A 12786-nucleotide genomic window follows, 5' to 3' on the forward strand; every position below is an offset into this window, starting at 1 on the left:
TCAGTCTGTCACGGCCCCGACGGGGGCCTGGGCGTCGGCGCGCTTCCCGTCCACGGTCCCGGTGGTGCCGTCCGGCCGGGAGGCACCACCCGGCTCCGACACGTCACCCGCCTCCGCCTCGACCACGTCCCGCCACGGCGGGTGCTCCCACGGCGAGATCGGGTTGCCGGCCCAGAGCGTGCCCGCGGGGACCTGTTCGCCGCGCATCACGAGGGAGGCCGGCCCGACGGTCGCACCGGGGCCGATGCCGGCGGCGGGCAGGACGACGCCGTGCGGACCGAGCGTCGCTCCCGCGTCGAGGGTGACGGTGTCGAGCTGCATGACGCGGTCGTGGAACAGGTGCGTCTGGACGACGGTGCCGCGGGCGATCGTCGCACCGTCGCCGATCGTGACCAGGTCCGCCTCGGGCAGCCAGTAGGTCTCGCACCAGACGCCGCGGCCGATCGTCGCGCCGAGGCTCCGCAGCCACGCGGACAGAGCGGGCGTACCGATGGCCTGCTCGGCGAACCAGGGGCGTGCGACGGTCTCGACGAAGGTGTCCTGCACCTCGTTCCGCCACACGAACGAGGACCACAGGGGGTGCTCGGTCGCGGTGATGCGTCCCACGAAGGCCCACTTCGCCAGGGTCGACACCGCGGCGGCGACGGCTCCGGCGACGATGAGCACCGGGCCGGCGAGCAGCACGGTCCACCCGATGCCGACCGTGCTCCAGAGCGCCAGGAGGGTCGTCGCGACACCGAGGCCGATGCCGGCGGAGACCATCGGTGCAACCAGGCGCAGCAGCTCCCACGCGCCGCGGGCGACCTTGAGCCGGGTCGGTGGCCGGAAGGTGCGTTCCTCGTCGAACTGCGCGGCGGCGCGGCGCAGGCGGACCGGCGGGCTGCCGAGCCAGGACGAGCCGCGTTTGGCCTTCTTCGGCACGGCGGACAGCACGGCGACGAGTGCCTCGCGGGGGACCGAGCGACCGGCGCCGGTCATCCCGGAGTTGCCGAGGAACGCCCGACGTCCGACCTTCGAGCGACCGATCTTCACGCGGCCGCCGCCGAGCTCGTACGTGGCGACCATCGTGTCGTCGGCCAGGAACGCCCCCGAGGCGATCTGCGTCAGCGCCGGGATGAGCAGCACGGTCGAGATCTCGGTGTCCCGGCCGACCTTCGCACCGAGCAGCCGGAGCCACAGCGGGGTCACCAGGCTGGCGTACAGCGGGAACAGCAGCGTCCGCGCGGCGTCGAGGATCCGCTCCGTGCTCCACACCTGCCAGCCGGTCCGGGAGCGCACCGGGTGCCGACCCTCGACCAGGCCGAGCCCGAGCAGCCGGACCGCGGCGACGACGAGCCCCGCGTACACGACGCCGGCGACGACGGTGGCCAGCGGCACCGCGAGCAGCGCCGGTCCCACCGCGGCGCCGAGCGACCCCGGGCGTCCGACCACCGCGGCGGCGACCGCGAGCCCGGCCGCGACCCCGACGACGGGGAGCCCGGCGACGACGACCGAGCCGACCCCGTACGCGAGCAGCCAGCGCTTCGGGGAGGCGGGGCGTGCCTCCCGGCCGTGGCGTGCCGAACCGACGCGCTCGGCGGGCGACCCGGCCCACCGCTGCCCGTCGGGGACGCGTCCCGCGACGGCGGACCCGGCTTCGACCTCGGCGCCGTCACCGACGTGGGCGCCGGGCATCAGCGTCGAGCGGCTGTGCACGACCGCGTCCGCACCGACGTGCACCGGACCGAGCCGGAAGACGTCGCCGTCCACCCAGTGCCCGGCCAGGTCGACCTCGGGCTCGATCGAGGCGCGCTTGCCGATCGTCAGCATCCCGGTGACGGGCGGCAGGGTGTGCAGGTCGACGTCACGGCCGATCGTCGCCCCGAGGGCCCGGGCGTAGTAGCTGATCCACGGCGCCCCCGCGGTGGAGGGGCCGTCGACCGCTTCGGCGATGCGCTCGGCCAGCCAGACCCGCACGTGCACCGACCCGCCACGGGGGTGGTCACCGGCACGGACACCGGCCAGCAGCAGCCGGGCAGCGACGACGGTGAGCGTCATCTTCCCCGCGGGGGTGACGAACAGCAGCAGGCCGACCACGAGCGCCGGCCAGGGCAGCACCGGCAGGAACGGCATCGTCGTGGTGTGCAGGACCTGCGCGACCAACGCCGTCCAGCTGAGCAGCCGGAGCCCGCGGATCACCTGGAGCGGCAGCCCGAGGAGCGTCAGCAGCGCCCCGGTCGCCGGTGGCACGGGCACCACGTGCCGGGAGGCCGCAGCCACCGGACCGGACTCGTCCAACGCGTCCGCGAGGGCGCCGATGCGCGGGTGGTCGTACACGTCGGCCACCGTCGTCGTCGGGTACCGCTCGCGGATCGCCGAGACCAGCTGCGCGGCGGTCAACGAACCGCCGCCGTGCGCGAAGAAGTCGTCGTCGACGTCCGCCACCGGTACCCCGAGGATCGCCGACCACCGCTCCGCGATCCACGCGACCGTCGGCGGCAGGTCCGTGCCCGTCGCTCCGGCGAGCGGCCAGGGGAGCGCCGCACGGTCGACCTTGCCGGACGTGCGGGTCGGCAACACGTCCACCACCGCCAGGAGCGGCACCAGGGCGGCGGGCAGCTCCTGCCGGAGCCGCTCGTTCGCGGCCGACGTGTCGATGGTCGCACCCGCGACGGGGGCCACGTAGCCGACGAGGACCTGGTTGCCGGCCGGGGTCCGCTGCACGACCGCGGCACCACCGGCGACGTCGTGCAGCGCCTGCAGCGCAGCGTCGATCTCACCCAGCTCGATGCGACGACCGCCGAGCTTCACCTGGTCGTCCGCACGCCCCTGGAAGACGAGGCCCTCCGGGTCGTACCGCACCAGGTCACCGCTCCGGTACGCCCGCTCCCACCCGAGGGTCGGGAACGACGCGTACTTCTCTGCGTCCTTCGCCGGGTCCAGGTAGCGGCCCAGCCCGACGCCGCCGATCACCAGCTCACCGACCTGGCCCGGTGCGACCCGCTGCCCCTCGGCGTCCACGACGGCCAGGTCCCACCCGTCGAGCGGCAGCCCGATCCGGATCGGCGTGCTGCCGTCGAGCAGCGCCCCGCACGCCACGACCGTGGCCTCCGTCGGCCCGTAGGTGTTCCAGACCTCCCGGTCGCGCGACGCGATGCGGGCGGCGAGCTCGGGCGGGCAGGCCTCACCGCCGAAGATCACCAGACGCACCGACTCCAGCGCGTCGTCCGGCCACAGCGCCGCGAGCGTCGGCACCGTCGACACGACGGTGATCCCGTGCGCGATGAGCCACGGCCCGAGGTCCACACCGCTCTTCACCAGCGACCGGGGTGCGGGGACCAGGCAGGCACCGTGCCCCCAGGCGAGCCACATCTCCTCGCACGAGGCGTCGAACGCGACACTGAGCCCGGCGAGCACCCGGTCCGTCGGCCCGAGCGGTGCCGACTGCAGGAACATCCGCGCCTCGGCGTCGACGAACGCGGCCGCGGAGCGGTGGGTGACGGCGACGCCCTTCGGCACCCCGGTGGACCCGGACGTGAAGATGATCCAGGCGTCGTCGTCGATCGTCGGGGGCTCGGCGCTCGCCGCGGGGTCGGTGACCGGCAGGGCGCTGCCGTCGCGGCTCCGGAGGACCCCGCCGGCACCGATGACGCCGACGACGTCCGCTTCGCCGAAGACGAGGGTGGCGCGTTCCTCGGGGTCGTCGGCGTCGACGGGGACGTAGGCGGCGCCGGCGGCGAGGACGGCGAGGATCGAGACGGACAGGTCGCGGCCGCCGGAGGGGATGCGGATCCCGACCCGGTCGCCGCGGTGGACGCCGTGCCGGGCGAGGTCGTCGGCGCGCTCGTGCACGAGGGCGAGGAGGGCCCGGTAGTCGAGCGGCCCGTCGGGGGTCTCGAGGGCGAGGGCGTCGGGGTGCGTCTCGGCGGTGGCGGCGAGGACGTCGAGCAGGGTCCTGGCGGGCGTCGCGCGGCTGCCCCGGTCGAGTTCCTGCTGCGTGGAGTGCGTCACGCCGCGTGATCCTAGAGCCCCCAGGTGTCCACCCCGGAAACCCCGCCGCACGCGCACACGTCGCAGCCTCACGACGAGTCGCCCCGACCTGCCGGAGTCTCACGGCTTCAGTCGCCGACGTACCGGAGTCTCACGACGAGGTGCGCCGACCTGCCGGAGTCTCACGGTTCAGTCGCCGACGTACCGGAGTCTCACCACGAGCCGAGCGGACCACCGGAGTCCCCACGGGGGATCAGTCGGCGAAGCCGACATCGCGCGCTGCCGACCGAGCGCAGCGAGGACGTCAGCTTGCGCGGGGATGTCACCGTGCGGGAATGTCACTGTGCCCCCAGGAGGATTCGAACCTCCGCCCCTGCCTCCGGAGGGCAGTGCTCTATCCCCTGAGCTATGGGGGCCCGGGGTGTCACCAACCGTAGCAGGTCCGGACCGGCCCCCTGTACGCGTGTCGGGCCTCCGGGCGTGCCGTCGGCGGACGGGAGGCGCGTGCCGGCCCCGCCCCGCGCCTCCCGTCCGCTGATGGTCCGGTGACGGCCCAGCGACGCTCCCGGCGACGGTCCGGCCGCCACGCCGGCGACCGTTCCCCGGCAGCATCGTCAGGGTGTCGGTGCGCTGCTCTCTGGGGCGCGGGCGTCGGGCGCGACCGCGGCGCGGACCGCGTCGACGACGGGCTGCGCGGCTCCGGGTTCGGTGAAGAGGGTGGACGAGGTGTGGATCCAGTAGGGGTCGGCGAACGCGTCGGCGCGGCCGGTCTTCCCGCTCAGGGTGAAGTACCCCTCGACCGTGTAGGTGGGGACGGAGCCGCCCTGTTCGAAGAGGGCGTCCTTGAGCTGTGTGAGCTGCTTCCCCGGCAGGTGTGCGACGGCGACGGTCACGGTGACGTCGTCGTCGGCGGTGGAGCGCCAGGTGCAGACGCGGCCGTCCTGGGCGGCGATCTGGGCGACGGGGGAGCCCTTGGTCGGCTTCGGGGCGCGGACCCGTTCGAACTGCTGCCCGTAGACGCTGAACGTGTCGGTGGGGACGAGTTCGGCGCAGGTCTGGCTGACCGGCCGTCCGACGACGCCGGCGGTGGCCGTGCCGGAGGCGGTCGCGCGGTCGCTGCCGCCGCCGGAGCAGCCGGCGAGGACGAGGGCGGCGGGGACGACGAGGGCGGCGATGCTGATCGCCCGGAGGCTGCGGGAGGTCATGACCGACCATCCTGGTGCATCGGCCCCGGCGTGGTCCGGGCGCTTGCTGGGTGTCCCGGTAGACTCGTGCGCCGTGACTCCTGCCGAACTCTCCGAAGCGTACCTGTCGATCCTCACGGGCATCGTCGAGCGACGCGGTGCTGCCGACACGGTGACGATCGAGCAGTCGCACGTGGCGTTGGAGCGGCCGAAGAACCGCGCACACGGTGACTGGGCGTCGAACGCGGCGATGCAGCTCGCGAAGCGCCTGGGCACGAACCCGCGCGAGCTCGCGACGGAGATCGCCGGCGAGCTGACCGAGCTCGACGGTGTGGCGTCGGTGGACGTCGCGGGTCCGGGCTTCATCAACATCACGCTCGAGGCGGCTGCGGCCGGCGAGGTCGCGCGCACCATCGTCGACCAGGGCGAGTCGTTCGGCCACGGCGACCTGTACGACGGCGTCCGCATCGACCTGGAGTTCGTCTCGGCCAACCCGACCGGTCCGATCCACATGGGCGGTGTCCGCTGGGCCGCGGTCGGCGACAGCCTGGCCCGTGTGTTCCAGGCGCAGGGCGGCCTGGTCACCCGCGAGTACTACTTCAACGACCACGGCAACCAGATCGACCGGTTCGCCCGGTCGCTGCTGGCGTCCGCGCTGGGCGAGCCGACGCCGGAGGACGGCTACGGCGGTGCCTACATCGGCGAGATCGCGGCCCGGGTGCTCGCGACGCTCGAGCCGGGTCTCGACGTGACGGACATGCCGCGCGACGAGGCGCAGGAGCTGTTCCGCCGCGAGGGCGTCGAGTTCATGTTCACGGACATCAAGCGCTCGCTGCACGACTTCGGCGTGGACTTCGACGTCTTCTTCCACGAGAACTCGCTGCACGAGTCGAAGGCCGTCGACCGCGCCATCGCCCGGCTGCAGGAGCAGGGCCGGATGTACGAGGCGGACGGCGCACTGTGGCTCCGGACGACGGACTTCGGTGACGACCGTGACCGGGTGGTCATCAAGTCGGACGGCGAGCCCGCGTACATCGCCGGCGACCTGGCGTACTACCTCGACAAGCGCGAGCGCGGCTTCGAGCGGAACCTGATCATGCTCGGCGCGGACCACCACGGCTACGTCGGCCGGATGATGGCGATGTGTGCCGCGTTCGGTGACGAGCCGGGCAAGAACCTCGAGATCCTCATCGGGCAGCTGGTGAACCTGCTCAAGGACGGCCAGCCGCTCCGGATGTCGAAGCGCAACGGCACGGTCGTGACGATGGAGGACCTGGTCGACGCGGTCGGTGTCGACGCCGGTCGGTACGCCCTGGTCCGCTTCGCGAGCGACACTGCGATCGACATCGACCTCGACCTGCTCACCAAGCGGACGAACGACAACCCCGTCTTCTATGTGCAGTACGCCCACGCCCGCACGCAGTCCGTCGCGCGGAACGCCGCCGCGTCGGGTGTCGACCGTTCGGTGTTCGACGCGTCGCTGCTGACGCACGAGTCGGAGAGCTCGCTCCTCGGTGCCCTCGCCGAGTACCCGCGGGTGCTCCGTCAGGCCGCCGAGCTCCGTGAGCCGCACCGCATCGCGCGCTTCATCGAGCAGCTCGCCGGGCTGTACCACCGCTGGTACGACTCCTGCCGTGTCACCCCGCTCGGCGACGAGTCGGTGACCGACCTGCACCGCACCCGCCTGTGGCTGAACGACGCCACCGGCCAGGTCGTCCGCAACGGTCTCGGGCTGCTCGGCGTCAGCGCGCCCGAACGGATGTAGCGGTGTCGTCCGCAGCGGCTCCGGCAGCGGGTCGACGCCCGAAGCGCCGCGGCCGGACGGTCGCGATCGTCCTGGTCGTCGTCCTCGTGGTGCTGGCCGTGCTGGTCGTCGTGGCGGAGTTCGTGCTCCGCGGCGTGGTCGACCGGACGGTCGCCTCGCAGGTCGAGCAGTCGCTGCCGGACGGCTCGACGGGCACCGTCGACGCGCACGTGTCGGGGGTCGTCATCCCGCAGCTGCTCCGCGGGACCCTCGACGACGTCCGGATCACCTCCGACCGGCTGACGGTGGAGGGCATCCCGCTCGCCGCCGACGTCACGGCGCACGACCTGCCCGTGGACGGCAAGGGTGCGGTGCACGACGTCGACGGCACGGTCCGACTGGCCTCCGGAGCGGTCAAGGAGCTGTCGAAGTACTCGCCGCTGTTCGAGCGTGTCCGGCTCATCGACGGCGGGGTCGAACTGCGCGGCAGCGCCACGGTGCTCGGCTTCCGCATCGGGTACGCGGCGGACGGTTCGGTGACCGCGCAGTCCGACGGGCGCGGGGTGACGATCACGCCGAAGACCGTGCGGATCACGAACTCCTCGCTCGGGTTGAAGGTCGATGACATCCCCGGCGTCTCGGACGTCCCGGTGCCGGTCTGCACGGCGCAGTTCCTGCCGGAACAGCTCCGTGTCCGGTCCCTCCGGGTGACCTCGGCGGCGGCGGCGGTGCGGATCACGGCCGACGAACTGCCCCTCAACGAGGCGGGTCTGCGCACCACCGGTCGCTGCTGACCGGGCGCGTGGTGCCGTCTCCGACGGCCGTCCACAGGCCGGCGTCAAATGGCCGGGAGGCCCGCTCGGGCCGGATAGGATCGGGTCCCGTGAGCGAGAACCCCCTTGCGCCGCCGCGACTGCGGTTCCCGGCGGACGCCTCCGAGCTGGTGAGCCGCATCTGGCCCGCGTCCGCGACGCGGACCGACGAGGGCATGCTCGCCGTCGGCGGGGTCGCTGCCGACGAGCTCGTCGCCCGGTTCGGTTCCCCCCTCTACCTCGTCGACGAACGGGACGTGCAGTCCCGTGCCGTCCGCGTGCGGGACGCCTTCACCGACGCGTTCACCCGGATCGGCACGCGGGCACACGTCTACTACGCCGCGAAGGCCTTCTGGACGACGCACGTCGCCCGGTGGATGGCCGACGCCGACCTCCGTCTCGACGTCTGCACGATGGGCGAGCTCGCCGTCGGGCTGGCTGCCGGCGTCGACCCGGCACGGATGGGCTTCCACGGCAACGACAAGTCGGACGCCGAGATCGAGCGCGCCGTCGCGGTCGGCCTCGGCACGATCGTCCTCGACAGCCACGAGGAGATCGGCCGCGTCGCCCGGATCGCCGCCGCCGCCGGGGTCACCCAGCGGGTCCGCATCCGGATCAACAGCGGGGTGCACGCCTCGACGCACGAGTTCCTGGCGACCGCGCGCGAGGACCAGAAGTTCGGCATCCCCCTGTCCGAGGCGGTGCAGGCCGCGACCGCCGTCCGTGCCGAACCGTCGCTCGCCTTCGTCGGGTTGCACTCGCACATCGGCTCGCAGATATTCGACGACAGCGGGTTCCGCGAAGCCGCCCGTCGACTCATGGACGTGCACGCCACGCTGGTGCAGTCCGGTCCGGTGCCGGAGCTCAACCTCGGCGGCGGCTGGGGCATCGACTACACCGAGGCCGATTCCGCCCTCGAGCCGGAGGACGTCGCGGACGCCCTCGCCGCGATCATCGCCGACGAGTGCTCCGCCCGGGGCATCCCGGTGCCCGAGATCGCGGTGGAGCCCGGCCGGTACATCGTCGGTCCGCCCGGCGTCACGCTGTACCGCGTCGGCACGATCAAGCCCGTCTCGGTGGACGCCGAGGACGGCACCGCGGCGACCCGCACCTACGTGTCGGTCGACGGCGGGATGAGCGACAACGTCCGGCCGGCGCTCTACGGCGCCGACTACACGGCACGGCTCGCCCGCGCCTCGGACGCCGACCCGGTGCTGACCCGCGTGGTCGGCAAGCACTGCGAGAGCGGTGACGTGGTCGTCCACGACGAGTACCTGCCCGGCGACGTGCACCGCGACGATCTGCTCGCCGTGGCCGCGACCGGTGCCTACTGCTGGAGCCTGGCGAGCAACTACAACCACCTCGGTCGCCCGCCGGTCGTCGCGGTCGCCGACGGGGCAGCCCGTATCCTCGTGCGGGGCGAGAGCGTCGACGACCTCCTCGCCCGAGACACGGGCGTCGTGCCGGTACCCGAGACCGGTCCGGACGCCTGAGAACCCGACCCGGAGAGACCCCCACCAGATGATCGAATACCGCAACGTCCGCGTCGCACTGCTCGGAGCCGGCTCGGTCGGCTCCCAGGTCGCACGACTCCTGCTCGAGCACGGACCGGAGCTCGCCACGCGAGCCGGCGCCGGTCTCGAACTCGTCGGGATCGCCGTGCGCGACGTCGACGCTCAGCGGGACGTCGACCTGCCGCGCGAGCTGTTCACGACGGACGCCGGTTCGCTCATCCTCGGAGCCGACATCGTCGTCGAGCTCATCGGCGGCATCGAGCCCGCCCGCACCCTCGTGCTGCAGGCGCTGCAGTCCGGCGCCGACGTCGTCACCGGCAACAAGGCGCTGCTCGCCACGCACGGCCCGGAGCTCTTCGCCGCGGCCGAGCAGGTCGGCGCACAGCTCTACTACGAGGCAGCCGTCGCCGGGGCGATCCCGATCATCCGACCGCTGCACGACTCGCTGGCTGGTGACCGCATCGAGCGGATCATGGGCATCGTCAACGGCACCACGAACTTCATCCTCGACCTGATGGACAGAGAGGGCGCGACGTTCGCCGACGCCCTGGCCACCGCGACGGAGCTCGGGTACGCCGAGGCCGACCCGACCGCCGACATCGAGGGCTACGACGCCGCACAGAAGGCCGCGATCCTGGCGTCGATCGCGTTCCACACCTCGGTCCCGCTCGCCGCCGTGCACCGCGAGGGCATCACCTCCGTGACGATCGAGCAGGTCCGAGCCGCGCGCAAGGCCGGCTACGTCGTGAAGATCCTCGCGACGTGCGAGCGACTCACCGACGCCGACGGCCGCGAAGGTGTCAGCGCCCGGGTCTACCCGGCCCTGGTGCCGGAGTCGCACCCGCTCGCCAGCGTGCACGGCGCGAAGAACGCGGTGTTCGTCGAGGCCGAGGCCGCCGGCGACCTGATGTTCTACGGCGCCGGAGCCGGTGGGGTTGAGACGGCCTCCGCGGTCCTGGGCGACCTGGTGTCCGCCGCCCGCCGCCACGTCATCGGTGGCCCGGGTGTCGCCGAGTCGACCCGGTCGGCGCTGCCGGTGTTCCCGATCGGGACCGTCCGCACCCGCTACCAGATCTCCCTGCACGTGTCGGACGCACCGGGTGTGCTCTCGGCCGTCGCCGGGGTGCTCGCGGCCCACGGCGTCAGCGTCGAGACCGTCGAGCAGACCACCACGGGTGCCACCGAGGGGACGGCGACGCTCGTCATCGGCACGCACCTGGCGAGAGAGGCCGACCTGGCCGACACCGTCGCCGCGCTCCGCGGTGAGGACGTGGTCCTGGACGTGACCAGCGTCCTGCGGTTCGTCGGCGTCTAGCGCGACCACGCGCCTCCCGGCACCGGACCGACCACCCGCACCACCCGCACCGTTCCACACAGCCCGATCCGACCCAGACCGACCCACCGGACAGAGAGAGAAGCCTGATGGCCCACCAGTGGCAGGGAGTCCTGCGCGAGTACGCCGACCGACTCGACGTGACCGACGCGACCCCGATCGTGACGCTCGGTGAGGGCGGGACCCCGCTCATCCCGGCCCGTCGGCTCTCCGAGCGCACCGGCGCGACCGTGTACGTGAAGTACGAGGGCATGAACCCGACCGGTTCCTTCAAGGACCGCGGCATGACGATGGCGATCTCGAAGGCCGTCGAGCACGGCGCGAAGGCCGTCATCTGCGCCTCGACCGGCAACACCAGCGCCTCGGCCGCCGCGTACGCCACGCACGCCGGCATCACCGCCGCGGTGCTCGTGCCCGAGGGCAAGATCGCGATGGGCAAGCTCAGCCAAGCCGTCGCCCACGACGCACAGCTGCTGCAGGTGCAGGGCAACTTCGACGACTGCCTGGACATCGCGCGCGACCTGTCCGCCAACTACCCGGTGCACCTGGTCAACTCGGTGAACAACGACCGCATCGAGGGGCAGAAGACCGCCGCGTTCGAGGTCGTCGACGTCCTCGGTGACGCACCGGACTTCCACTTCCTGCCGGTCGGCAACGCGGGCAACTACACCGCGTACTCCCGCGGCTACCGCGAGGACGTCGCCTCGGGCCGCTCCACCAAGATGCCGCGCATGTTCGGCTTCCAGGCCACGGGCTCGGCCCCGATCGTGCACGGCGAGGTCGTCCGGCACCCGGAGACCATCGCCTCCGCCATCCGCATCGGCAACCCGGCGTCGTGGAAGTACGCGCTGGAGGCCCGCGACGAGACCGACGGCTACTTCGGTGCCATCTCGGACGAGGCGATCCTGGCGGCGCACCACCTGCTCTCGGCCGAGGTCGGCGTCTTCGTCGAGCCGGCATCGGCCATCGGTGTCGCCGGGCTGCTCGAGCGCTCCGACGCGGGCGTCATCCCGAAGGGCGCGACGGTCGTCATCACGGTGACCGGCCACGGCCTCAAGGACCCGCAGTGGGCGCTCCGCACCCAGGACGGTGGCGAGGTCACGCCGACGAGCGTCCCGGTCGACACCGCGGCGATCGCGGACGTGCTCGGACTGGTCCGCGCGCGGTGAGCGCCGACCGCTCGTCCGGACCGGGGGAGGGCATGACCGCCCACATCGCTGTACCGGCCGGACGGGCGGTGCGTGTGCGCGTCCCGGCGACGTCGGCGAACCTGGGGCCGGGATTCGACTCCCTGGGACTCGCGCTCTCGCTCTACGACGAGGTCGTCGTCCGTGTCCGTCCGGAGTCGGGTGCCACCGTCACCATCGACGGCGTCGGCGCCGGCGAGGTCCCGACCGACGACACGAACCTGGTGGTCCGGGCCGTGCGCCGTGGTCTCGAGCACGCCGGGGTCCCGCAGCCGGGGCTCGAGCTGCACGCCACGAACGCCATCCCGCACGGTCGCGGCATGGGCTCCTCGGCGGCGGCCATCGTCGCCGGGCTGATGGCGGCACGTGGCCTGCTCGAGGGCGTGGCCGACCTCGACGCGGCGACCCTGCTCACCCTCGCCACCGAGATGGAGGGGCACCCGGACAACGTCGCCCCGGCCCTCTTCGGCGGGCTGACGATCGCGTGGATGACCCCGGACGGGCCGGCGCACAAGCGACTGCTCGTGCACCGCGGTGTCTCGCCGGTCGTGTTCGTGCCGACGTCGACGCTCTCGACGAAGCTCGCCCGGTCCCTGCAGCCGATGACCGTCCCGCACGAGGACGCCGCGTTCAACGTGTCCCGCTCCGCGCTGCTCGTCGCGGCGCTCATCCAGAGTCCGGAACTGCTGCTCGCCGCGACCGAGGACCGGCTCCACCAGGCCTACCGGGCGAGCGCCATGCCGGAGACCGACGCCCTGATCGGTCTGCTCCGCCAGCACGGCCTGGCCGCGGTCGTCTCGGGAGCCGGGCCGAGCCTCCTGGTCATGGGCAGCGACCCGGCGCAGCGTCTCGACGCCGCCGGACTGGTCGAGCGACACGCCGAATCCACCTGGCGTCCGCTCATGCTGGCCGTCGATCTGGGTGGTGCTACAGTGAAAGCGCTCCCGACGCTCGAAGCCGATCTCGCGCAGGCCTCGACCATCCACGGTCGACCGCCAGCCTGATCCGGTGCGTGGGGCACTTTCTCCAGATCACCGTTCTCG

At 72.8% G+C, this 12786-nt stretch carries 8 protein-coding genes and 1 tRNA gene; 6 read left to right on the plus strand and 3 right to left on the minus strand.

Annotated elements, in window-relative coordinates; translation table 11 throughout:
* From SOM35_RS05045 to SOM35_RS05055, 3 genes are all read right to left on the minus strand, one after another.
* On the minus strand, positions 1–3990 hold the full coding sequence (locus tag SOM35_RS05045; RefSeq protein ID WP_320514619.1) for a Pls/PosA family non-ribosomal peptide synthetase: 3990 nt from the start codon (positions 3988–3990) through the stop codon (positions 1–3).
* Between the two features lie 323 nt (positions 3991–4313).
* Positions 4314–4385: transfer RNA gene (locus SOM35_RS05050), tRNA-Arg, on the minus strand.
* Between the two features lie 198 nt (positions 4386–4583).
* Positions 4584–5174: a hypothetical protein gene (locus tag SOM35_RS05055; RefSeq protein ID WP_320514620.1), complete on the minus strand. Its 591-nt coding sequence runs from the start codon at positions 5172–5174 to the stop codon at positions 4584–4586.
* A 73-nt stretch (positions 5175–5247) separates the two neighbouring features.
* Here SOM35_RS05055 and argS point away from each other — a divergent pair, with 73 nt between their 5' ends.
* The 6 genes from argS (at position 5248) to thrB (ending at position 12747) form a co-directional block, all read left to right on the plus strand.
* Positions 5248–6918, plus strand: a complete 1671-nt coding sequence (gene argS / locus SOM35_RS05060) for an arginine--tRNA ligase (RefSeq protein WP_221850338.1) — start codon at positions 5248–5250, stop codon at positions 6916–6918.
* A gap of 2 nt (positions 6919–6920) precedes the next feature.
* Positions 6921–7691 (plus strand): LmeA family phospholipid-binding protein, encoded by a 771-nt coding sequence (locus SOM35_RS05065; RefSeq protein WP_320514621.1) that lies wholly within the window; start codon positions 6921–6923, stop codon positions 7689–7691.
* Between the two features lie 89 nt (positions 7692–7780).
* Positions 7781–9202 carry a diaminopimelate decarboxylase gene (gene lysA, locus SOM35_RS05070; RefSeq protein ID WP_320514622.1) on the plus strand — a complete coding sequence of 474 codons (1422 nt, stop codon included), beginning with the start codon at positions 7781–7783 and terminating at the stop codon, positions 9200–9202.
* Positions 9203–9230: 28 nt separating this feature from the next.
* Positions 9231–10538, plus strand: a complete 1308-nt coding sequence (locus SOM35_RS05075; protein WP_320514623.1) for a homoserine dehydrogenase — start codon at positions 9231–9233, stop codon at positions 10536–10538.
* Positions 10539–10645: 107 nt separating this feature from the next.
* Entirely contained in the window at positions 10646–11725 is a 1080-nt protein-coding gene (thrC, locus tag SOM35_RS05080; RefSeq protein ID WP_320514624.1) for a threonine synthase, read from the plus strand.
* A 32-nt stretch (positions 11726–11757) separates the two neighbouring features.
* On the plus strand, positions 11758–12747 hold the full coding sequence (thrB, locus tag SOM35_RS05085) for a homoserine kinase (RefSeq protein ID WP_320514625.1): 990 nt from the start codon (positions 11758–11760) through the stop codon (positions 12745–12747).
* Positions 12748–12786 lie beyond the last annotated feature (39 nt).

Source organism: Curtobacterium sp. CFBP9011, from assembly GCF_034045095.1.
In the GTDB taxonomy this organism is placed as follows: Bacteria; Actinomycetota; Actinomycetes; order Actinomycetales; family Microbacteriaceae; genus Curtobacterium.

What these genes read in the sequence shown, in the direction of transcription:
- SOM35_RS05055 (WP_320514620.1), bottom strand. Translation starts at nt 5,174, where the DNA reads ATGACCTCCCGCAGCCTCCGGGCGATCAGCATCGCCGCCCTCGTCGTC.
- SOM35_RS05075 (WP_320514623.1), top strand. Translation starts at nt 9,231, where the DNA reads ATGATCGAATACCGCAACGTCCGCGTCGCACTGCTCGGAGCCGGCTCG.
- thrC (WP_320514624.1), top strand. Translation starts at nt 10,646, where the DNA reads ATGGCCCACCAGTGGCAGGGAGTCCTGCGCGAGTACGCCGACCGACTC.
- thrB (WP_320514625.1), top strand. Translation starts at nt 11,758, where the DNA reads ATGACCGCCCACATCGCTGTACCGGCCGGACGGGCGGTGCGTGTGCGC.